This window comes from Acinetobacter sp. YH12096, from assembly GCF_013419215.1.
Classification (GTDB): Bacteria; Pseudomonadota; Gammaproteobacteria; order Pseudomonadales; family Moraxellaceae; genus Acinetobacter; species Acinetobacter amyesii.
The window spans coordinates 38,618-60,212 of sequence record NZ_VPAM01000024.1; the positions used below are offsets into that span (position 1 = coordinate 38,618).

General features: G+C 43.1%; 34 protein-coding genes. 3 read left to right on the plus strand and 31 right to left on the minus strand.

Annotation, left to right across the window (positions count from 1 at the left end; genetic code table 11):
• Positions 1–93: 93 nt before the first annotated feature.
• Positions 94–1,266: an acyl-CoA dehydrogenase family protein gene (locus tag FTU36_RS11170; protein ID WP_180089578.1), complete on the plus strand. Its 1,173-nt coding sequence runs from the start codon at positions 94–96 to the stop codon at positions 1,264–1,266.
• Between the two features lie 43 nt (positions 1,267–1,309).
• Here the strand turns inward: FTU36_RS11170 and FTU36_RS11175 are convergent, their stop codons facing one another.
• From FTU36_RS11175 to FTU36_RS11325, 31 genes are all read right to left on the minus strand, one after another.
• Positions 1,310–2,107, minus strand: coding sequence for an alpha/beta fold hydrolase (locus FTU36_RS11175; protein ID WP_373683914.1), 798 nt, complete (start codon positions 2,105–2,107; stop codon positions 1,310–1,312).
• Between the two features lie 132 nt (positions 2,108–2,239).
• Entirely contained in the window at positions 2,240–3,730 is a 1,491-nt protein-coding gene (locus FTU36_RS11180) for an NAD(P)/FAD-dependent oxidoreductase (RefSeq protein WP_180117936.1), read from the minus strand.
• A gap of 216 nt (positions 3,731–3,946) precedes the next feature.
• On the minus strand, positions 3,947–4,312 hold the full coding sequence (gene rplQ, locus FTU36_RS11185; protein WP_005012953.1) for a 50S ribosomal protein L17: 366 nt from the start codon (positions 4,310–4,312) through the stop codon (positions 3,947–3,949).
• Between the two features lie 18 nt (positions 4,313–4,330).
• Entirely contained in the window at positions 4,331–5,338 is a 1,008-nt protein-coding gene (locus FTU36_RS11190; RefSeq protein WP_004650465.1) for a DNA-directed RNA polymerase subunit alpha, read from the minus strand.
• A 17-nt stretch (positions 5,339–5,355) separates the two neighbouring features.
• Positions 5,356–5,982, minus strand: coding sequence for a 30S ribosomal protein S4 (gene rpsD / locus FTU36_RS11195; protein ID WP_078192454.1), 627 nt, complete (start codon positions 5,980–5,982; stop codon positions 5,356–5,358).
• Positions 5,983–5,994: 12 nt separating this feature from the next.
• Positions 5,995–6,381, minus strand: a complete 387-nt coding sequence (gene rpsK, locus FTU36_RS11200) for a 30S ribosomal protein S11 (RefSeq protein WP_001040166.1) — start codon at positions 6,379–6,381, stop codon at positions 5,995–5,997.
• A 19-nt stretch (positions 6,382–6,400) separates the two neighbouring features.
• Positions 6,401–6,757 (minus strand): 30S ribosomal protein S13, encoded by a 357-nt coding sequence (rpsM, locus tag FTU36_RS11205; RefSeq protein ID WP_078189269.1) that lies wholly within the window; start codon positions 6,755–6,757, stop codon positions 6,401–6,403.
• Between the two features lie 107 nt (positions 6,758–6,864).
• The gene (gene rpmJ / locus FTU36_RS11210) at positions 6,865–6,981 is read right to left on the minus strand and encodes a 50S ribosomal protein L36 (protein ID WP_000867907.1); all 117 of its coding nucleotides are present in this window, start codon (positions 6,979–6,981) and stop codon (positions 6,865–6,867) included.
• 20 nt (positions 6,982–7,001) lie between these two features.
• A complete protein-coding gene (gene secY / locus FTU36_RS11215) occupies positions 7,002–8,321 on the minus strand; it encodes a preprotein translocase subunit SecY (protein ID WP_171263746.1) in 1,320 nt (439 codons plus the stop codon).
• 45 nt (positions 8,322–8,366) lie between these two features.
• Positions 8,367–8,807 carry a 50S ribosomal protein L15 gene (gene rplO, locus FTU36_RS11220; protein WP_078189271.1) on the minus strand — a complete coding sequence of 147 codons (441 nt, stop codon included), beginning with the start codon at positions 8,805–8,807 and terminating at the stop codon, positions 8,367–8,369.
• A 3-nt stretch (positions 8,808–8,810) separates the two neighbouring features.
• Entirely contained in the window at positions 8,811–8,987 is a 177-nt protein-coding gene (rpmD, locus tag FTU36_RS11225) for a 50S ribosomal protein L30 (protein ID WP_005012961.1), read from the minus strand.
• 6 nt (positions 8,988–8,993) lie between these two features.
• Positions 8,994–9,491 carry a 30S ribosomal protein S5 gene (rpsE, locus tag FTU36_RS11230; RefSeq protein WP_067762902.1) on the minus strand — a complete coding sequence of 166 codons (498 nt, stop codon included), beginning with the start codon at positions 9,489–9,491 and terminating at the stop codon, positions 8,994–8,996.
• Positions 9,492–9,493: 2 nt separating this feature from the next.
• Positions 9,494–9,844 carry a 50S ribosomal protein L18 gene (gene rplR, locus FTU36_RS11235; RefSeq protein WP_067762903.1) on the minus strand — a complete coding sequence of 117 codons (351 nt, stop codon included), beginning with the start codon at positions 9,842–9,844 and terminating at the stop codon, positions 9,494–9,496.
• Between the two features lie 14 nt (positions 9,845–9,858).
• A complete protein-coding gene (rplF, locus tag FTU36_RS11240; protein ID WP_078189272.1) occupies positions 9,859–10,392 on the minus strand; it encodes a 50S ribosomal protein L6 in 534 nt (177 codons plus the stop codon).
• Positions 10,393–10,405: 13 nt separating this feature from the next.
• Positions 10,406–10,801, minus strand: coding sequence for a 30S ribosomal protein S8 (gene rpsH / locus FTU36_RS11245; protein ID WP_078189273.1), 396 nt, complete (start codon positions 10,799–10,801; stop codon positions 10,406–10,408).
• 12 nt (positions 10,802–10,813) lie between these two features.
• The gene (gene rpsN / locus FTU36_RS11250) at positions 10,814–11,119 is read right to left on the minus strand and encodes a 30S ribosomal protein S14 (RefSeq protein WP_067762906.1); all 306 of its coding nucleotides are present in this window, start codon (positions 11,117–11,119) and stop codon (positions 10,814–10,816) included.
• 9 nt (positions 11,120–11,128) lie between these two features.
• Positions 11,129–11,665, minus strand: coding sequence for a 50S ribosomal protein L5 (gene rplE, locus FTU36_RS11255; RefSeq protein ID WP_067762907.1), 537 nt, complete (start codon positions 11,663–11,665; stop codon positions 11,129–11,131).
• A gap of 15 nt (positions 11,666–11,680) precedes the next feature.
• Complete coding sequence (gene rplX, locus FTU36_RS11260) at positions 11,681–11,998, minus strand: 50S ribosomal protein L24 (protein WP_078189274.1); 318 nt, start codon at positions 11,996–11,998, stop codon at positions 11,681–11,683.
• 9 nt (positions 11,999–12,007) lie between these two features.
• On the minus strand, positions 12,008–12,376 hold the full coding sequence (gene rplN, locus FTU36_RS11265) for a 50S ribosomal protein L14 (RefSeq protein WP_005012978.1): 369 nt from the start codon (positions 12,374–12,376) through the stop codon (positions 12,008–12,010).
• Between the two features lie 89 nt (positions 12,377–12,465).
• Entirely contained in the window at positions 12,466–12,723 is a 258-nt protein-coding gene (rpsQ, locus tag FTU36_RS11270; RefSeq protein WP_078189275.1) for a 30S ribosomal protein S17, read from the minus strand.
• Positions 12,720–12,917 (minus strand): 50S ribosomal protein L29, encoded by a 198-nt coding sequence (gene rpmC / locus FTU36_RS11275; protein WP_005012982.1) that lies wholly within the window; start codon positions 12,915–12,917, stop codon positions 12,720–12,722. The genes rpsQ and rpmC overlap by 4 nt, the downstream gene beginning before the upstream one ends.
• The gene (rplP, locus tag FTU36_RS11280; protein ID WP_078189276.1) at positions 12,917–13,330 is read right to left on the minus strand and encodes a 50S ribosomal protein L16; all 414 of its coding nucleotides are present in this window, start codon (positions 13,328–13,330) and stop codon (positions 12,917–12,919) included. Before rplP ends, rpmC begins: the two co-directional genes overlap by 1 nt.
• A gap of 3 nt (positions 13,331–13,333) precedes the next feature.
• Positions 13,334–14,086: a 30S ribosomal protein S3 gene (rpsC, locus tag FTU36_RS11285; RefSeq protein WP_078189277.1), complete on the minus strand. Its 753-nt coding sequence runs from the start codon at positions 14,084–14,086 to the stop codon at positions 13,334–13,336.
• A gap of 1 nt (position 14,087) precedes the next feature.
• Positions 14,088–14,417, minus strand: a complete 330-nt coding sequence (gene rplV / locus FTU36_RS11290; protein ID WP_035265103.1) for a 50S ribosomal protein L22 — start codon at positions 14,415–14,417, stop codon at positions 14,088–14,090.
• Between the two features lie 11 nt (positions 14,418–14,428).
• The gene (gene rpsS / locus FTU36_RS11295) at positions 14,429–14,704 is read right to left on the minus strand and encodes a 30S ribosomal protein S19 (RefSeq protein WP_004281508.1); all 276 of its coding nucleotides are present in this window, start codon (positions 14,702–14,704) and stop codon (positions 14,429–14,431) included.
• A 19-nt stretch (positions 14,705–14,723) separates the two neighbouring features.
• The gene (gene rplB, locus FTU36_RS11300) at positions 14,724–15,548 is read right to left on the minus strand and encodes a 50S ribosomal protein L2 (protein WP_078189278.1); all 825 of its coding nucleotides are present in this window, start codon (positions 15,546–15,548) and stop codon (positions 14,724–14,726) included.
• An 11-nt stretch (positions 15,549–15,559) separates the two neighbouring features.
• Complete coding sequence (rplW, locus tag FTU36_RS11305; protein ID WP_005012992.1) at positions 15,560–15,880, minus strand: 50S ribosomal protein L23; 321 nt, start codon at positions 15,878–15,880, stop codon at positions 15,560–15,562.
• Entirely contained in the window at positions 15,877–16,479 is a 603-nt protein-coding gene (gene rplD / locus FTU36_RS11310; RefSeq protein WP_078189279.1) for a 50S ribosomal protein L4, read from the minus strand. The genes rplW and rplD overlap by 4 nt, the downstream gene beginning before the upstream one ends.
• 11 nt (positions 16,480–16,490) lie before the next feature.
• Complete coding sequence (rplC, locus tag FTU36_RS11315; RefSeq protein WP_078189280.1) at positions 16,491–17,129, minus strand: 50S ribosomal protein L3; 639 nt, start codon at positions 17,127–17,129, stop codon at positions 16,491–16,493.
• Positions 17,130–17,188: 59 nt separating this feature from the next.
• Entirely contained in the window at positions 17,189–17,500 is a 312-nt protein-coding gene (rpsJ, locus tag FTU36_RS11320; protein ID WP_000070912.1) for a 30S ribosomal protein S10, read from the minus strand.
• A gap of 268 nt (positions 17,501–17,768) precedes the next feature.
• On the minus strand, positions 17,769–18,506 hold the full coding sequence (locus tag FTU36_RS11325) for a type 1 glutamine amidotransferase (protein WP_180008436.1): 738 nt from the start codon (positions 18,504–18,506) through the stop codon (positions 17,769–17,771).
• A gap of 158 nt (positions 18,507–18,664) precedes the next feature.
• Between FTU36_RS11325 and FTU36_RS11330 the strand changes: the two genes are divergently transcribed.
• The gene (locus tag FTU36_RS11330; protein WP_180003456.1) at positions 18,665–19,867 is read left to right on the plus strand and encodes a PLP-dependent transferase; all 1,203 of its coding nucleotides are present in this window, start codon (positions 18,665–18,667) and stop codon (positions 19,865–19,867) included.
• Positions 19,868–19,887: 20 nt separating this feature from the next.
• Positions 19,888–21,471 (plus strand): helicase HerA-like domain-containing protein, encoded by a 1,584-nt coding sequence (locus tag FTU36_RS11335; protein WP_180117938.1) that lies wholly within the window; start codon positions 19,888–19,890, stop codon positions 21,469–21,471.
• Positions 21,472–21,595: the final 124 nt, after the last annotated feature.

Consider the following 21,595-nt stretch of genomic DNA (forward strand, 5'->3'; position numbering starts at 1 on the left):
CAATTCTTGCTTTTGAATGTTCTGCACATTGCAGTCACACGCTGCATCTTATAAGTTGAAGACAAAGCCATAAAAATGAATAGGATATTCAAAATGCAATCTGGAGCGATTCGCCCACTCAACAACATGCTGCCACGTCAATTATTTAATGCAGAACATGATGCATTTCGTGAAACAGTACGAAAATTTTATGAAAAAGAAGTCATACCTAATATCGAAAAATACGAAAATCAGCAACACGTTGACCGTGACTTATGGAATAAAGCCGGTGCCATGGGCTTACTTTGCCCGACCATGCCCGAAGCTTACGGTGGCTATGGTGTAGACCGACTCTATAGCATGATTCTGATTGAAGAGCAGGCCTATGCTATGGACTCCTCTACTGGCTTTTCACTGCATTCCGACATTGTGGCCAATTATATTCATAACTTTGGCAATGAAGAACAAAAGCTGCATTGGCTGCCGAAAATGGCTTCTGGCGAAACCGTGACTGCCATTGCAATGACCGAACCGGGCACAGGTTCAGACCTACAAGCGGTACGCACAACCGCTACAGAAGATGGCGATGACTATATTATTAATGGGTCAAAAATCTTTATCACCAATGGCTATTTATGTGACATGGCAATTGTGGTCTGCAAGACAGGTAATAGTGAAAAAGGTTCAGCTAATTTATCGCTAATTATCGTCGAGGCAGATCGCGTCGGTTTTAGCAAAGGCAAACCTTTAAATAAAATTGGCATGAAAGGTCAGGATACCTGTGAACTGTTCTTTGACAATGTCCGCGTCCCTAAAAGCAACTTACTTGGCATGCAAGGTATGGGCTTTATGATGCTGATGAAGGAATTGGCTTGGGAACGTATGTTGGTCGCGATTATTTGCCAAGCCGGTGCAGAAGCAGCCTTTGCGCACACTGTTCAATACACCAAAGAGCGTAAGGCATTTGGCAAGACCGTATCTAGTTTCCAAAACACCCGTTTTAAATTGGCAGAGCTACGCACTGAAATCGATTTTTGTCGAACTTATCTAGACCGATGTATGGAGCTGCAACTTGAGGAACAGCTCGGTATTGACGCAGCCGCAGCTGCTAAATACAAAATTTCAGAAATGTTCTCCAAAGTCGTGGATGAATGTCTGCAGTTGCATGGCGGCTATGGCTATATGCTTGAATATCCAATTGCACGGGCTTATATCGACAACCGTGCCAACCGTATCTATGCCGGTACCAATGAAATTATGAAAGAGCTGATTTCCCGCTCTTTATAACAACAAAGCCCATCATCGGATGGGCTTTTATATTCTTTCGATATCAACTTAAATCATTCACAAAATCACAGATGAGTGCAGCGACCAATGCGGGTTGCTCTTTGTGCGGCATGTGATGAAGCCCTTCCAAAATCTCTAGCTCAGCATCACCTTGTATACCCGAAAAAAGTTTCTGAGCTTGTGCTGTCGTCCCGTATTCATCCAGTTCTCCATGGATGATCAAGCTTGGACACTGTACTTTTCCAACATATTGCTCGAGGTTCCATTGACGAAAACTCGGTGAGAGCCAAGTTTCAGTCCAAGCATCCAAAACCCATTGGGCTTTATCCCCATGGTATTTAGCCAAGCGTTCAAGCTGTCCCGGCTGCGCAAAACCTGTTTTGGCTTCACGTATACCCGATAATGTCAGTTCTTCCACTTCATACTGCGCAGCTATGGAGATCAGAGCTCGACATTGTTCAGGGTATGTAGTGGCAATGACGACTGCCATTCCCCCGCCGACACTATGCCCCATAACAATAAACTGTTGAATGGAATAATGTTGAAGAAGCGCCCTAAAGCTCCGCTGTGCTTCGGCATAGACAAAATCAGTACTTAATGGATCAGGGTTCGCTGATGATTTCCCGAAGCCCAACCGATCATAGGCAATCACCGTTCTGCAAGACTCAGCAGCCAATTGCGCAGGAAAATCACGCCACAAATCAACACTGCCTAGTGAATCATGCATCAATATAATCGGAGCCAAAGTTGCATCTTTATCTGTAGTTTCAGGCTGCCAAGCTTTGGTATATAGCTCATAAGCATTTAATTTTATAAATTCTGAATGTTCTTGAATATTCACATTAACCCTGTGTGCTTTTCCTTATTTCAACATGATATATTTTTCAACAAATAAAGCGCATCAAATAAAACCCTAAAGTCACTCATCTAAAGCAAAAAAAAGGAGCATGATGCTCCTTTTTCTATAACTGACTTAAGAAACTAATCTGGGTTTAGCCGCCACTTGATCTGACTTTTTTTCAAATTTCAGCACTCCATCTTCAAATGAAGCATGCTTTAATTCTTTACGATCTGCCAAATAGTTATTGCTGACTTTCCACGGTGCATGTTTACCCTGTTTTGGCATCACATCTGCTGCACGTGCAATATAGCCTGAGGTCAAACTGCCCATCACCGTATCTTCTAACAACTCGGTCGCATCACCTTGAGGAATCACTTGGTTGTAACCATTTTGATCCATATAGTTAATCAATTTACAGATGTATTCAGAAGCGATATCAACTTTTAATGTCCATGAAGCATTAATATAGCCAATAATCAACGCCATATTGGGTACATCACTGACCATAACACCACGGTACAACATATGCTTAGAGGTATTCAGTGGCTGTCCATCGATTGTGGCACTGATCCCGCCTAGAATTTGAATGTTGAGTCCTGTAGCTGAAATCACCACGTCCGCTTCTAAATGTTTACCTGATTTTAATTGAATGCCATTTTCAGTAAAACTTTCAATTTGATCGGTTTCAACAGATGCACGGCCTTCGCGTAAAATTTTAAACAAATCACCATCTGGCACCACACAAAGGCGCTGATCCCAAGGATTGTAATCTGGGGTAAAGTGCTTCATATCCACTTTACCTTTCAACTGCAACTCAATTGATTTTAATAAAAATTTACGGAGTAATTTAGGTTGCTTTTGTGCAACAGCATAAACAGCCCGTTGGACACCGATATTTCGTGCACGGGTAAGTTTATAAGCAACATCTTCAGGTAATACTTTACGCATTTTGTCGTAAATGATGTCAATAGAAGGTACTGAGGCAATATAGGTCGGAGAGCGCTGTAGCATAGTCACATGCCCTGCACCGCCTTTTGCCATTGCTGGCACAAGGGTAATTGCTGTTGCGCCACTACCAATAATCACAACTTTTTTGCCTGCATAATTAAAATTTTCAGGCCAATGTTGTGGATGAATGAAGGTACCTTTAAAGTTTTCCTGCCCTTTAAACTCAGGTTGGAAACCTTGGTCATAATTATAATAACCCGTACAGCCAAAGACGAAATTTGCAACCCAGGTTTGTTGTTTCTTCTTCGCATCTTCAATAACAACAGACCATTTACGAGTTTGTGAATCGTAGTTCGCACTCATAACACGGTGCTGAAAATGAATTTTTTCTTTGATCTTATATTCGTCAATCACTTCAGAAAGGTAGCCTTTAATCGAAGACCCATCAGCAAGCACACTAGATTTTTTCCACGGCTTAAAATTGAAGCCAAAAGTTGACATGTCCGAATCAGAACGAATACCCGGATATTTAAAAAGATCCCATGTACCACCGAAACTTTCACGACGTTCAATAATTTCAAATGAACGATTTGGACAATTTTTTGAAAGATGAGCAGCCAAACCTACACCAGAGATCCCTGCACCTACAATGAGAATATCAACTTGTTTTTCCATGTTGTTCTTTTAACCTATCTTAGATTTATATTTATTAAATCACATTTTTGACAATGCACAATGTCAAGTTTAAGCAAAAGGCGATTTATTTTTATCTTTTAAGGACAAATTGAATTATTGTCTAACAATATACAGCCAATACAAAATTGCAGGCATTAAAAAAGGTCGGTTAAAAACCGACCTTTTTTAGAACAACGTACGCTGCTCTTCACGAAATTAGTTAACTTCGCGATCTACTAGCTCAACGTAAGCCATCGGTGCAGCATCACCTGCACGGAAGCCCGCTTTAAGAACACGTAGATAACCGCCGTTACGTTCTTTGTAACGAGGGCCAAGAACGGTAAATAATTTACCAACAGTTGCAGCTGAACGAGTACGAGCAAACGCTAAACGACGGTTTGCTACAGAATCGACTTTAGCTAAAGTGATTAAAGGCTCAGCAACACGACGTAATTCTTTTGCTTTAGGAACAGTAGTTTTAATTAACTCGTGTTCGAACAAAGAATTAGCCATGTTTTGGAACATCGCTTTACGATGACTGCTTGTACGGCCTAATTTCACACCACTATTACGATGACGCATGGTGATAGTCCTACTTAATTAACGGCTACGATAAGCAAAGCGATCGTCCATGCGGAGGCTAGCCGGTGGCCAGTTCTCTAAACGCATGCCCAATTGCAAGCCTTTCGATGCCAGAACATCTTTAATCTCAGTCAACGATTTTTTACCTAAGTTAGGAGTTTTAAGCAACTCAACTTCAGTACGTTGAACAAGATCGCCAATGTAGTAAATATTTTCTGCTTTCAAACAGTTAGCAGAACGAACAGTAAGCTCTAGATCATCTACTGGACGAAGCAAAATCGGATCAACTTCTTCACGAGGCTCTTGAGCAACTGGTGCTTGATCTTTCTGAAGATCAACAAAAATTGCAATTTGTTGTTGCAAGATTGTTGCCGCTTTGCGGATAGCTTCTTCAGGATCAACAGTACCGTTGGTTTCAAGATCAATGATCAATTTATCAAGGTCAGTACGTTGTTCTACACGAGCGTTTTCCACTGTGTAAGACACACGTTTGATTGGGCTGTAAGAAGCATCTAATTGCAAACGACCCACTGGGCGAGTTTCGCCCTCAGGGAAGCGTGAATCAGAAGTCTCATAACCACGACCTTGAGAAACTTTCAGGCGCATTTTTAATGAGCCAGAAGCACTTAAAGTACCGATCAAATGTTCAGGGTTAACCACTTCAACATTGTGTGGTAAACGAAGGTCAGCGGCTGTAACGTCGCCAGGACCTTGTTTTTCCAATGTCAGATAAGCTTCATTTTGATCGAACAGCTTAATAGACAATCCTTTTAGGTTCAGCAAGAGCTCGACGATGTCCTGCTGCAAGCCTTCCAAAGTACTGTACTCGTGCTCGACACCTTCAATCTCTACTTCAACCACGGCTGCGCCAGGTAAAGAAGACAAAAGGATACGACGTAAAGCATTACCAAGAGTATGACCAAAGCCACGCTCTAATGGTTCTAGAATAACTTTTGCCGAGGTCCCGCTTGCCGCTTCGACCTTGATCGCTTGCGGAGTTAGAAACTCATTTGCAGTACGCGTCATTATTGCTACCTCAAGGATTATTTAGAATACAATTCTACAATCAAGCTTTCGTTGATTTCAGCAGGTAAATCAGAGCGATCTGGTGCAGCTTTGAACGTACCTTCCAATTTAGAATGATCAATTTCAATCCAAGATGGAATGCCACGTTGAGTCGCTAACTCAACTGCGTTTTTGATACGCAATTGTTGTTTAGCACCTTCGTGAACTGCAACAACGTCACCAGCTTTAACTTGGATAGACGCGATATTAACACGACGACCATTTAAAGTGATTGAACGGTGAGATACAAGCTGACGAGCTTCTGCACGTGTAGAACCAAAACCCATGCGATAAACAACGTTATCTAGACGGCTTTCAAGAAGTTTCAACAAGTTTTCACCTGTTGCGCCTTTAACACGAGCAGCTTCTTTGTAGTAGTTACTAAATTGACGCTCTAAAACACCGTACATACGACGTACTTTTTGTTTTTCACGTAATTGTAGTGAGTACTCAGATTGTTTGCCGCCACGAGCGCCACCATGTTGGCCAGGTGCTTTAGCAGCTTTTTTTGTTTTGACGTCAAATGGTTTAACGCCAGATTTTAATTGCAGGTCTGTCCCTTCGCGGCGAGAGAGTTTGCATTTTGGACCAATATAACGAGCCATGAATGTTTCTCCTTACACGCGACGTTTTTTAGGTGGACGGCAACCGTTGTGCGGGATTGGCGTCACATCGGTAATGCTGTTAATTTTATAACCCACTGCACCTAAAGCACGAACCGCAGATTCACGACCTGGACCAGGACCTTTTACAAGGACGTCCAAGTTTTTCAAACCGTAATCTAAAGCAGCTTTACCAGCAACTTCAGCAGCTACCTGAGCAGCAAACGGAGTTGATTTACGTGATCCACGGAAGCCTTGTCCACCAGAGGTAGCCCAAGCCAGTGCATTACCTTGACGATCGGTAATAGTCACAATGGTGTTATTAAAAGAAGCGTGAATGTGTGCAACACCTTCAGAGACGGTACGAGTGACCTTCTTGCGTGTGCGAGTATCTTTAGCCATCTTTTAGCTTCCAGAAATCTTATTTCTTAATAGGTTTGCGCGGACCTTTACGGGTACGTGCGTTAGTTTTGGTGCGTTGACCACGGACAGGCAAGCTGCGACGATGACGAAGACCGCGGTAGCAGCCTAAATCCATTAAACGTTTAATGTTCATGGAAATTTCGCGACGTAAATCACCTTCGGTAGGAACCTTAGTAACTTCTGCACGAATCGCATCAAGCTGAGCGTCATCTAATTCACGAATTTTAGTTGTTGGTGCAATACCAGCAGCAGCTAAGATAGCTTTTGCAGTGTGGCGACCAATACCAAAAATGTACGTTAGAGAGATAACAGCATGCTTGTTATCCGGAATGTTTACACCGGCAATACGAGCCATTCAATTTTCTCCAAAAAGGCAGTTAAGATAATCAACCGCCCGACAAAATCTTTGAGGGGCGGATAATAACCTAATTAGCCTACTGAAATCAACAGGTCTTGATCAGATTAACCTTGACGCTGCTTATGACGAGGTTCTGCGCTGCAAATTACGCGAATAACCCCATTACGACGGATAACTTTACAGCTACCACAAATTTTCTTTACAGAAGCTTGAACTTTCATAATGAAACCTCTAAGTGCGCTTATCCTTTCGGATGAGCAGTCGTTTTACGCATTAACGATTGATTGTCATATTGATGCGATGTGAGATGAGCTTGGAGCTGAGCCATAAAGTCCATCACCACCACCACTACGATCAGTAAAGACGTACCACCTAAGCTAAATGGAATACCAAATGAGCTTTGTAGAATCATCGGCATTAAACAGATGATTGTGATATAAACCGCGCCAATAAAAGTCAAACGATTCAAAATATGATCTAAATAGCGTGCAGTTTGCTCACCAGGACGAATACCCGGCACATAAGCACCACTACGTTTTAAATTCTCTGACACTTCTTTCGGACTAAATACTAGCGCAGTATAGAAGTAACAGAAGAAGATAATTAATGCACCAAATAGCACCAAATACATCGGTTGACCCGGCGACAATACGAGTGCCAAATCTTGTAGGCCACGTTTAATCACGCCAGCATTTGGGTCTGCACTGCCAACCCATTGCCCTAAGCTCGCTGGGAACAATAGCAATGAACTCGCAAAAATTGCAGGAATCACACCCGCCATATTAATTTTTAATGGCAAATGTGTTTGCTGAGCAGTAAATACACGACGACCTTGCTGTTTTTGAGCATAGTTTACTGGAATGCGACGCTGCGCCTTCTCAATAAACACAATTGCTGCTAACACTGCAACAGATAGCAATGCAAAGATTGCAAGACCAATTAAACTTGATTGGCCATTATCTACTGAGGTTAAAGATTGCAGAACCAAGTTCGGCAAACCAGCAACGATACCAGCGAAGATGATCATGGAAATACCATTCCCTACTCCACGCTCAGTAATTTGCTCACCTAACCACATCAGGAACATTGTACCTGCAACCAAAGAAGTTACAGCAGGAACGTAAAAAGCAAGTCCACTAGTCAAAGTAATATTTTGACTAATCAGACCTGCACACATCCCAACGGCTTGCACAAGTGCAAGAAACAATGTGCCTTGTCGCGTATATTGATTGATCTTACGCTTACCTTGTTCGCCTTCTTTCTTTAAAGCTTCCAGCGAAGGAACAACCGTAGACATTAACTGCACGATAATCGATGCAGAGATATACGGCATAATCCCAAGAGCAAGAATTGACATACGCTCTAATGCACCACCTGAGAACATGTTAAACAAACCAAGGATCGTACCTTGGTTTGCATTAAACAGATTCTCTAGTGCGGCATTGTTAATGCCCGGTACTGGAATATGTGCTCCCAGTCGAAAAACCAACAACGCCCCGATGAGGAACATCATACGGCGAATAATTTCACGATATTTCACATGAAAAGGTTGGCCTTTCATCATGTTAACATGACCTGTCGAACTAGGAGTCATAGACACTGGGGATTACTCCTCGACTTTACCGCCAGCAGCTTCAACAGCAGCTTTAGCGCCTTTAGTCAATGCAACACCTTGAACAGTGAATGCACGAGTAATTTCACCAGAAAGTACGATGCGTGCACGCAACATATCTTTACGTACAACGTTAGCAGCTTTTAAAGTTTCAAGAGACACGATGTCGCCTTCAACTTTAGCAAGTTCTGATAAACGTACTTCAGCAGTTTTCAAAGCCATTTGGCTAGTGAAACCGAATTTAGGTAAACGACGGTATAACGCAGTTTGACCACCTTCGAAACCAGGACGTGTACCACCGCTCTTACGTGAGTTTTGACCTTTGACACCACGGCCACCAGTCTTACCAACGCCAGAACCGATACCACGGCCTAAACGAAGGTTGTCACGCTTAGCACCTTCTGCAGGTGCAATTGTATTTAAACGCAGAGTCATGGCTTATTCCTCTACACTAACCATATAGTAAACTTGGTTGATCATACCACGGTTAGAAGGCGTATCTTGCACTTCAACTGTATGACCAATACGACGCAGACCTAAACCTTTAAGGCTAAGCTTGTGATTTTTCAAGCGGTGCGATGAAGATTTAGTCTGGGTAACTTTAATCGTTTTCATGATTGATTACCCTTGAATTTGTGCTACTGATAAACCACGTTTCGCAGCAACTTTCTCAGGAGAAGTCATATCACGCAAACCGTTAAAAGTTGCGTTTACTACGTTAGCAGCGTTAGTAGAACCATAACACTTAGTTAATACGTTACGTACACCTACAGCTTCTAAAACTGCACGCATAGCGCCACCAGCAATTACACCAGTACCTTCAGAAGCAGGTTGCATGTAAACGCGGCTTGCACCGTGACGAGCATTGATAGGGTGCTGAACAGTACCGTCAACAAGGTCAACAGTAATCATGTTGCGACGAGCAGCTTCAAGTGCTTTAGAAATAGCAGCTGGAACTTCACGTGCTTTACCACGACCAAAACCTACGCGACCATTACCATCACCCACAACAGTTAATGCTGTGAAAGAGAAGATACGACCACCCTTAACAACTTTGGCTACACGATCAACGGCAACCAGCTTTTCAACAAGACCTTCGTTTTGTTCAACTTTAGCCATGATTAGAACTCCAAGCCGTTTTCACGAGCAGCATCAGCCAAGGCTTTGATACGACCATGATATTTGAAACCAGAACGGTCAAATGCAACTTTAGTTACACCAGCCGCTTTAGCACGTTCTGCAATTAAAGCACCAACTTTCTGAGCCGATTCAACGTTACCAGTAGTACCAGCACGTAGAGTAGCGTCTAAAGTAGAAGCTTGCGCTAATACTTTGCCACCATCTGCAGAGATAACTTGAGCATAGATGTGACGCGGAGTGCGGTTTACACACAAACGAGTCGCACCCAATGCACGGATGTGCAAGCGTGTGCTTTTCGCACGACGCAAACGGGATTGTTTCTTTTCGTTCATAAGAACCTCGCGCCTTATTTCTTCTTAGCTTCTTTACGAAGTACAACTTCGTCAGAATAACGAACACCTTTACCTTTATAAGGCTCTGGCGGACGGTAACCACGGATTTCTGCAGCAACTTGACCTAATTTAGCTTTATCAGCAGATTTAAGTACAATTTCAGTTGCAGTAGGAGTTTCTGCAGTTACACCTTCAGGAAGGTTGTAGTCGATCGGGTGAGAGAAACCAAGGTTAAGGTTAACAATGTTACCTTTAACCGCAGCTTTATAACCAACACCGATAAGCTGTAACTTACGTTCGAAACCTTCGTTAACACCTTTTACAAGGTTGTTAAGCACAGCGCGAGCAGTACCAGCTTGCATCCAAGCATCTTTAGATTCAGCTTTAGGAGCAATAACTAGAGTACCGTCTTCCTGTTTTAGCTCGACCAGCGCATGCAGGTTGAAAGACAATGTACCTTTGCTGCCTTTCACTTCGACCTGCCGGCCGTTCTGAGTAACTGTAACACCGTTAGGTACAGTTACTGGGGCTTTAGCCACACGAGACATGAGGAATCACCTATTAAGAAACAAAAGCAATAACTTCACCACCGATACCTGCAGCACGTGCAGCGCGATCAGTCATGATGCCTTTGCTTGTAGAAACAATTGCAATACCTAAACCTTGCTTAACGCTAGGAAGTGCATCTTTACCGCGATATTGACGTAGACCAGGACGGCTTACGCGTTTCACAGTATCGATAACTGGTTTGCCTTCGAAATATTTTAAAGTAATCGTTAAAGTCGCTTTGCCTTCATTGTCAGCAACAGCTACATCAGCGATATAACCTTCTTGTTGAAGTACGTTAGCAATCGCAACTTTCAACTTTGAGTTTGGCATAGAAACAGTTTGTTTCTTTGCCATTTGTGCGTTACGAACACGTGTTAGCATGTCGGCAACGGTATCTTGCATACTCATTTATAGTGCTCCTTACCAGCTTGCCTTAACAACGCCCGGTACATCACCTTGCATTACTGTTTCACGTAATTTGTTACGGCTTAAGCCGAACTTACGGAAGTAACCATGAGGACGACCAGTTAAACCACAACGGTTACGTAGACGTACTGGAGACGCATTACGTGGTAATGCTTGAAATTTCATCATCGCTTCGAAACGTTCTTCGTCTGATGCATTAACGTTTGCGATAATTGCTTTTAATTCAGCACGTTTCGCAGCGTATTTAGCAACAGTAGCTTCGCGTTTCAATTCGCGATTAATCATACCTTTCTTAGCCATATCGACCTCTTATTTGAACGGGAAGCCGAATGCACGCATAAGCGCACGGCCTTCGTCATCGGTGCGAGCAGTCGTAGTGATGGTAATGTCCATACCACGAATACGATCAATCTTATCAAAATCGATTTCAGGGAACATGATTTGTTCCTTAAGACCCATTGAGTAGTTACCACGACCATCGAATGATTTCGCAGAGAAACCACGGAAGTCACGGATACGAGGGATCGCGATAGAGATCAAACGGTCTAAGAATTCGTACATACGTTCGCCGCGTAAAGTAACTTTACAGCCGATCGGCCAACCATCACGGATTTTGAAACCAGCGATAGATTTACGAGCTAAAGTAAGTACTGGTTTTTGACCAGCAATTGCTTGCATATCAGAAAGAGCGCCATCTAACAATTTCTTGTCAGCTGATGCAGCACCAACACCCATGTTGATGGTGATTTTTGTAATGCGAGGAATATCCATCACATTCTTAACGCCCAATGTTTCTTTTAATTGAGCCTTAAGTTCGTCGTTGTAACGCGTTTTAAGTCTGGCCATTGCCTAGTCAACCTATTACTTCGCTACCGCCACTGATTCACCATTAGATTTGAATACGCGAGTTTTCACGCCTTCAATCACTTGGTAACCAACACGGTCAGCCTTTTGGGTTGTAGCATTAAAAATTGCCACGTTAGAGATATGAAGCTCAGCTTCTTGAGTTACGATGCCGCCTTCAGCGCCAGTAGCTCGGTTAGGCTTTTGATGCTTCGTTACCAAGTTAAGGCCTTCAACCTTAACACGGTCATTTGAAACAGACAAAACAGTACCTTGTTTGCCTTTTTCTTTACCTGCGATCACAATTACTTGATCGCCCTTTTTAATCTTAGCCATGAGTGCCTCTTATAGAACTTCAGGAGCCAATGAAATAATTTTCATGAACTGTTCAGTACGAAGTTCACGAGTCACTGGTCCGAAAATACGAGTTGCAATCGGCGCTTTGTTGTTGTTCAAAATAACAGCTGCGTTATCGTCGAAACGAATAACTGAACCATCTGCACGACGGATGCCGAATTTTGTACGTACAACTACAGCATTCATCACGTCACCTTTTTTAACACGTGCGCGTGGAATAGCTTCTTTTACAGTAACTTTAATAATGTCGCCAACAGAAGCATAACGACGATGTGAACCACCAAGTACTTTAATACATTGTACGCGGCGAGCACCACTGTTGTCTGCTACGTCTAGCATACTTTCGGTTTGAATCATTGCCCTACTCCAAAACCGAGCATCACCGGTCGCAATTTCGAAAGGCTCAAAGAGTACTCGAAATTGACCGATGATGCAAGAACGTTTAATTACTCAGCAGCAGCTTCAACAACTTCAACTAAAGTCCAAGACTTAGTTTTAGAAATTGGGCGGCTTTCTTTGATGCTTACTACGTCACCAACTTTAGCAACATTGTTTTCATCATGAGCGTGTAATTTAGTTGAACGGCGGATTGATTTGCCATACAACGGGTGTTGAACGCGGCGTTCGATAAGAACAACGATAGACTTGTCCATCTTGTCGCTAACTACTTTACCGGTTAACGTGCGAACTGTTTGTTCACTCATTGTCCGTTCCCCTGTTTTTCGGTTAGGAGTGTCTTAATACGAGCAATAGTTTTACGAGTAAGCGCAACTTCGTGCGATTTACCCAATTGACCAGTTGCTTTCGCCATACGAAGACGGAATTGGTTAAGCTGTTGCTCATCAAGCAAAGCTGTCAACTCTTCTACCGACTTTTCACGTAGATCATTAGTTTTCATTACATTACCGTCCGAGTCACGATAGTGGTTTTAAACGGAAGTTTTGCAGCAGCAAGCGTAAACGCTTCGCGAGCAAGTTCTTCGTTAACACCATCAATTTCGTACAAGACTTTACCTGGTTTGATTTGGCAAACCCAGTATTCCACAGAACCTTTACCTTTACCCATACGAACTTCTAATGGTTTTTCAGTAATTGGTTTGTCCGGGAAAACACGGATAAAGATCTTACCACCACGTTTAATACGACGGCTGATTGTACGACGCGCTGCTTCAATTTGACGTGCAGTCATTTGACCACGTTCAATTGATTTAAGCGCAATAGTACCAAAAGATACTGAGCTACCGCGATGTGCTAGACCAGTGTTACGGCCTTTTTGCACCTTACGGAATTTAGTACGTTTAGGTTGTAACATGGATTATTCTCCTTTTTCAGCAGAACGATCATTGCGACGACCACGACGCTCTTGACCTTCACCACGACCACGACCACGTTTAGCTGGACGTTCTTCAGCTGGAGCTGGGTTCATGACTTGTTTCATGCCGCCCAAGATCTCACCACGGAAGATCCATACTTTAACGCCGATCGTACCGTAAGTAGTCTCAGCACGCATAGTAGCATAGTCGATGTCAGCACGAAGAGTATGAAGAGGTACACGACCTTCACGATACCATTCAGTACGAGCAATCTCAGCACCACCTAGACGGCCTGAAACTTCTACTTTGATACCTTTAGCACCAGCACGCATAGAGTTTTGAACCGCACGCTTCATAGCACGACGGAACATTACACGTTTTTCTAATTGAGAAGCGATTGCTTCAGCAACTAAACGAGCGTCTAAATCTGGGCGATCGATTTCATTGATACTTACTTGCGCAGGAACACCCATAATGGCTGTTAATTCGCGTTGTAGTTTCTCAATGTCTTCGCCTTTTTTACCGATCACGATACCAGGACGTGCAGTGCTAATAGTTACTTTAGCTGCGCCTGTAGGGCGTTCGATAAGAATATTGCTTACCATCGCATTCTTAAGTTTTTTAGTTAAAAACTCACGAACTTGAAGATCTTTTAGCAAATATTCAGCATATTGTTTCGGATTCGCATACCAGTTAGCGTTATGACGTTTCACAACACCTAGGCGGATACCGATTGGATGAACCTTCTGACCCATATCAAACCCCTACCTTAACGGTAATGTGACAAGTACGCTTAGTAATACGATCTGCACGGCCTTTAGCACGTGGCAAAATACGTTTCAGGCTCATGCCTTCATCAACGTAGATCGTAGAAACTTTAAGGTCGTCTACATCTAAACTGTTATTGTGTTCAGCGTTTGCAATCGCAGATTCCAATGCTTTTTTAACTAAAACTGCAGCTTTTTTGTTGCTGAAGTTTAAGATATTTAAAGCATGCGCAACAGATTTGCCGCGAATTAGGTCTGCAACCAAACGTGCTTTTTGTGCCGAGATAGCGGCACCGCGTAATTTAGCAGTTACTTCCATCATAGCACCTATTAACGTTTAGACTTCTTGTCAACACCGTGACCACGATAGGTACGAGTTGGCGCGAATTCACCTAATTTATGACCAACCATATGCTCAGATACAATCACTGGAACATGGTTACGGCCATTGTGTACAGAAATTGTTAGACCAACAAAATCCGGTAAGATCATCGAACGACGCGACCAAGTTTTGATCGGCTTACGGTTATTAGCCGCGATAGCCGCTTCAACCTTAGCGAACAAGTGCGCATCGACGAATGGGCCTTTTTTCAGAGAACGAGGCATTGTCAGATTCCTTTACTTGTTACTTAACGCGACGGTCGCGAATGATCATCTTAGTCGTACGCTTGTTGGTACGTGTTTTGTACCCTTTAGCTTTTTGACCCCATGGACTTACAGGTTGAATACCTTTGTTACGTCCTTCACCACCACCATGTGGATGGTCTACTGGGTTCATCGCCATACCACGTACGGTAGGACGAACGCCACGCCAGCGTGATGCACCTGCTTTACCAAGTGAACGAAGGTTGCTTTCTGAGTTAGAAACTTCACCTAACACAGCACGGCATTCAACGTGTACTTTACGCATTTCGCCTGAACGAAGACGAATGATAGCGTAAGAACCGTCACGACCCAACAATTGAGCAGATGTACCAGCAGAACGTACTAATTGTGCGCCTTTACCGATTTTAAGCTCGATGTTGTGAAGAGTAGAACCGATAGGCATGTTGCGAAGTGGCAAGCAGTTACCTGGACGGATTGGAGCATCGTTACCAGATTGAACTTGATCACCAGCGCGAAGGCCTTTAGGTGCAATAATATAGCGACGTTCACCGTCAGCATATTTCAATAAAGCAATATGAGCTGTACGGTTTGGATCGTATTCAATACGCTCAACTACAGCAGGGATGCTGTCTTTGTTACGTTTGAAGTCTACGATACGGTAGTGCTGTTTATGACCACCACCAACGTGACGAGTTGTAATGTGACCGTTGTTATTACGACCGCCAGTACGTTTTTTAGCTTCAACCAACGGAGCATATGGCGCGCCTTTGTGAAGGTGGTTATGAACCACTTTCTCTACAAAGCGACGTCCTGGAGACGTTGGCTTACATTTTTGAATCGGCATAATTTTCGTCCTTATTCCGCTGCGTTTTCAGCGGTATCGCCCAAGTCAGCCATTTCAACATCTTGGCCAGCTTTCAGGGTGACGTATGCTTTTTTAACATCAGAACGACGTCCTAATGTTTTACCAAAGCGTTTAGTCTTACCTTTAGTGATCGTTGTGTTAACTTTAACAACTTGAACACCAAATAGTTGCTCAACAGCTTTTTTGATTTCAAGCTTGTTTGCATCTAGTGCAACTTTGAACACTTGAACACCAGCAGTTTCGCCTAAAACTTGTGCTTTTTCTGAGAATACAGGTCCTTGTAGGACTTGATAGATACGTTCGTTGTTCATCCGAGTTCTACCTCAATTTTCTTAGCAGCAGCAACAGACATAACAACTTTATCGAACGCGATCAAGCTAACAGGATCGATTGCAGCAGCATCAACCACATCAACGTGTGGAATGTTGCGAGCAGCAAGATACAAGTTCTCATCAACAGCATCTGTAACGATTAATGCACGAGGTGCATTCAAGTCGTTAAGTTTTGCAAGCAATTCTTTAGTTTTTGGAGCTGCAACAGCAATCTCTTCAACTAAAACAAGGCGATCTTGACGAACAAGCTCAGCCAGGATGCATTGCATAGCACCGCGATACATTTTACGGTTTACTTTTTGAGACCAGTCTTGTGGACGAGCAGCAAAAGTTTTACCACCGCCAACCCAGATTGGGCTACGAATAGAACCAGCACGAGCGCGGCCAGTACCTTTTTGACGGAAAGGTTTTTTACCACCGCCAGAAACGTCAGCACGTGATTTTTGCGCTTTAGAACCTTGACGACCACCAGCTAAGTAAGCTGTAACAACTTGGTGTACAAGAGCTTCGTTAAAATCACGACCAAACGCAACTTCAGATAACTCAACAGCAGAGCCGGAAACAGTATTTAAATTCACGTTATTTCCCCTCAGGCCTTGATAGTAGGACGAACAGTAACGTCGCCACCAGTAGCACCAGGAACCGCACCTTTAACAACTAGAACTGAACGTTCTGCGTCGATAGCAACGATTTCAAGACCCTGTGTAGTTACACGTTCAGCACCTAAGTGACCAGGCATTTTTTTGCCTTTGAACACGCGACCAGGAGTCTGGTTTTGACCTGTAGAACCGATAACACGGTGAGATACAGAGTTACCATGTGTAGCGTCTTGAGTACGGAAGTTCCAACGCTTAACACCACCTTGGAAACCTTTACCTTTAGATGTACCAGTAACGTCAACAATTTGACCCACTGTAAACACATCCACACCGATAGTTCCGCCAACTTCACGACCTTCAAGATCAGCTTCTGTAGCGCGGAATTCTTGAACTAGACGACCAGCAGCTACACCAGCTTTCGCAAAGTGACCTTTCTGAGCGTTAGTTACGCGAGATTCGCGACGTTCACCAGTAGTGATTTGAATCGCTTGATAACCATCAGTTTCAAGCGTTTTGATTTGTGTGATGCGGTTAGGATCAACCTCAATCACTGTTACAGGTACAGAAACACCAGCATCTGTAAAGATACGTGTCATACCGCACTTGCGACCGACTAAACCAATAGCCATGTGCATAAACCTCTAAAAAAGCGGCCTAATTAACTTAGAGCGTTAATTAACCGAAAGCCTTAACCCAAAGCGATCTGAACATCAACACCAGCTGCAAGATCTAACTTCATCAATGCATCTACAGTTTTATCTGTAGGTTGAACGATGTCGATCAAACGTTTGTAAGTGCGGATCTCGTATTGGTCACGCGCATCTTTGTTAACGTGTGGTGATGTTAAAACGTTAAAACGTTCGATACGTGTAGGCATCGGGATTGGACCACAAACTTGTGCGCCAGTACGTTTTGCTGTTTCTACGATTTCTTGAGCTGATTGATCAATTAGACGGTGATCAAAAGACTTAAGACGGATACGAATTCTCTGGTTAGACATACCAGTTAACTCCAAGCCAAATATATAAAGAATCACCCTTGACGCATCTCACCCCACTTTAAAAGAGGCAAGTGTCAAGAGCAGTGAAATATCACTAAGGTCACGATCGATGCCGCGACTGTCACGATGTTAACTACTTTATTCGTAGCGAACCCCCTTCATCAAAGGGTCGCCCATTATAGCTATTGTTTAATGCATAAGCAAATCTCTTTTGCTGTTTTTCTTATATTTTTCATTTTTTATGCAAGATCAATTGCTTAACTTTTAATCAATAGGCGTTTTTTCTTAATACATACTCTATTGCTTGGTTTAGTATTTGATTTCCCTCAATAAATTTGTTCTTTGCGCTTTTCCGTAGATCATGTACTGGCTGTACATGTGTTCCTGAAAAAAATGCCACTTCTTCATCATTTTCCAAAAATAAATCGAGCACTTCTGGGGTAATTTCAGGATGAAATTGGAAGCCCAAAACATTTTGCCCGATTTGATACATTTGATTACGACATGCATCATTTTCCGCCAGCAATACCGCTCCTTTCGGAATTTCAAATGTTTCACTGTGCCACTGCATGACTTTAAACTCTTCCGGTAGTTTGAAACAGTCATGCGGTACGTTAGCGACCTTACGGATGGTCGTCCAACCCAATTCTTGTTGTGCATTTCGGCTCACCGCCCCACCCAAAGCATTGGCAATCAATTGCCCACCTAAACAAAGCCCGATTGCGGGTTTGCCGAGTGCTAAATAGCGTCGCAGCCATCGTTTTTCTATTTTTAACCATGGGAAATTTGCCTCATCATTTACGCTCATGGTCCCACCCATGATGATAAGTAAATCGACATCTTCAACATGCGGCAAAGCCTCGAGATCTAAGGCTTGATCGACCGGTAATGCAAAGAATTCTGTGGCCGTAATTTTGGCCTGATGCTGTTTTAAAAAATCATAACAACTGCCGAACCCTTCGCCAGCAATATGCTGAAAATAATGTACTTTTAAATGCGACTTCATGCGCTAAACCTATTGTTGTTGCTCTGATATCGGTTTTGCAAGAATGAAGCCAACTTTGCTTTTCACTTAATTTTCTATACAAAAGCATCGTAAATCCATGCGTTTTAGTCGTATTCTTTTGAACATTCATTATTATTTTGATCATTTCAGAGCGCCACGTGAAAAAGAATCCTCAAACCGAACTCATTCATGCACCAAGAAAGGCACCGCAATACATCAATAGTGTTCAACCTCCCCTGTTTCGTGCATCCACTATAATTTTCGAAAATACAGATGCGCTATTTAATCGCCATTGGACTGATGATTATGACTATAGCTATGGAACACATGGCACACCCACTACATTTACCCTAGGCGATCAGATTGCTCAGATTGAAGGTGGCTTGTATCACTTACTCGCACCAAGCGGTTTATCTGCAATTAATTTGGTCAATTCATGTTTTTTAAGTCAAGGGGATGAAGTGTGGGTCGCAGATAATATCTATGGCCCAAATATGGACCATTTACGCAATTTAGAAACCCGCTATAGCATCGTGGTCAAGGTTTATAACCCGATTGATGTCGATTCATTTAGCCCTTCAGCGCAAGCCAAGCTTATCTGGTTAGAAGCGGCGGGTTCTGTCACTTTAGAGTTTCCAGATTTAGTCGGCTTGGTCAAAAAAGCTCAAGCGCAGAACATTCTCACTGCACTGGACAATACGTGGGGCGCAGGACTTGCATTTAATGCTTTTGATTTTAGTGCTGAGCACCTGGGTGTCGATATCAGTGTGCATGCCTTGACCAAATACCCAAGTGGCGGTGGCGATATTTTAATGGGCTCGGTAATTACACGAGATAAAAAGCTTCATCACAAACTGTTTCGTGCGCATGCCATTCAAGGCATTAGCATCTCTGGTGATGACGCCGCGCAAGTACAACGCAGTCTGGCTTCTATGCGCCTGCGCTATGAACACCAGTCACAAAGTGCTTTAACTTTATTAAATTGGCTAAAACAGCAACCAGCCTTTGTACAGGTTTTACATCCTGCCGATGAAGCTTCCGCAGGACATCAGTATTGGAAAGAAATTTGTACAGAACAACACAGTGCCGGCTTGGTCAGCGTGATATTTAATGAAAAATATAGCCTAGAAGATGTACGCCGCTTTTGCGACGCACTAAAACTCTTTAAGCTCGGTTTTAGCTGGGGTGGCCCAGTCAGTTTAGTCATGCTATATAACTTAAAGGATATGCGTGTACTCGAACATTCACACATTCAAGCCGACTTACTGGTTCGCTTTTGTATAGGACTAGAACATCCTGCAGATTTAATACAAGATATAGAAAACGCACTACAACATTTAAATAAACAGCAACTCGAATAAATACAGGAACATTTATGGGTATGGGTACACCAATTATTATTGGCAAAAATATACAAGACACCACACAAAATGTGGTGCTTCATTCACAATTTGCAAACCGCCATGGTTTGATTGCTGGCGCCACAGGTACTGGTAAAACGGTGACGTTGAAGGTGTTGGCAGAAAGTTTTTCTCGGCTGGGTGTACCCGTATTTTTAGCTGATGCCAAAGGGGATGTTTCTAGCCTTGCCAAAGCAGGTGAAAACAATCCTAAGTTTGACGAACGAATTAAAAGTTTAAATATCGAGAGCATTCCTTTTGCTGCCTCCCCTGTGGTGTTTTGGGATTTGTTTGGTGAACAAGGACATCCCATTCGCACCACCATTTCTGAAATTGGTCCACTTCTCCTTGCCCGAATTCTGAATTTAAACGACACGCAAGAAGGCGTGTTATCTGCGGTCTTTCGTATTGCTGATGATCAGGGCTTATTGCTCATCGACTTTAAAGACTTAAAAGCCATGATTAGCTACGTCAGTGAACATGCAGCAGAATTTAAAAATGAATATGGCAATTTATCGCCTGCAAGCTTAGGTGCAATTCAACGTAATTTGCTCGCATTGGCTGATCAAGGTGGTGACAAGTTCTTTGGTGAGCCTGCGCTCAATATCATGGATTTCATTCAAACGGATGCACAAGGTCGTGGCAACATCAACCTGCTTGCCGCTGACAAGTTAATGAATACCCCTAAGCTCTATGCGACCTTCTTACTTTGGATGCTGTCAGAACTGTTTGAACAATTGCCTGAAGTTGGAGATATGGATAAACCCAAACTGGTGTTCTTCTTCGATGAAGCGCATTTATTGTTTGATAATGCCAGCCCTGCTTTACAAGAAAAGATTGAACAAGTGGTTCGTCTAATTCGCTCTAAAGGCGTCGGGATTTACTTTGTAACGCAAAATCCACTTGACCTACCCGAGAGTGTTTTAGGACAACTAGGTAACCGCGTTCAGCATGCGCTACGTGCATTTACCCCCAAAGATCAGAAAGCGGTCAAGACGGCAGCAGATACTTTTCGAGCCAATCCTGCGTTTAAAGTCGATCAAGTGATTACGGAACTGGCTGTAGGTGAAGCACTGATTAGCTGTCTAGATGAACAAGGCACACCCCAAATCGTTGAGCGTGCTTGGGTGATGCCACCCTACTCTTCATTTAGCCCAATTGCTGTAGAAGAACGCAAAGCTCTGATGGCAAATAGCATTGTCGCAGGTGTGTATGACACCGAAGCAGATCGTGAAAGTGCCTATGAACTTTTACAAAATAAAGTGGCGGAGCGCCAACAACAAGCCGTCCAAGCGGAACAAGATAAAATAGAAGCCAAAGAACAAGAAGCGTTGGCCAAACAACAAGCCAAGGAAGCAGATGCACTCGCTAAACAGCAAGCACGTGAACAAGAACGCCTTGCGCGCGAACAACAAAAAGAAGCTGAGCGCTCAGCCAAACAACGTGAAAAACTGATTCAAGACACTGTAGGAACTTTTGCAAAAAGTGCAGCACGCAGCTTGGGTGGGTCGACAGGTCAGAAAATTATCCGTGGCCTCTTAGGTTCTATCTTCGGCAAGAAATAGGGTCTGTTGACATTTGTTGATTAAAAAAATAGCGAGATAGTAAAATTAAATCGCCAAACCCAATTTTACACTCGCTATGCCTCGAACAATGCTAAATGATCAACACTGGTCCAAGTTACTTGCT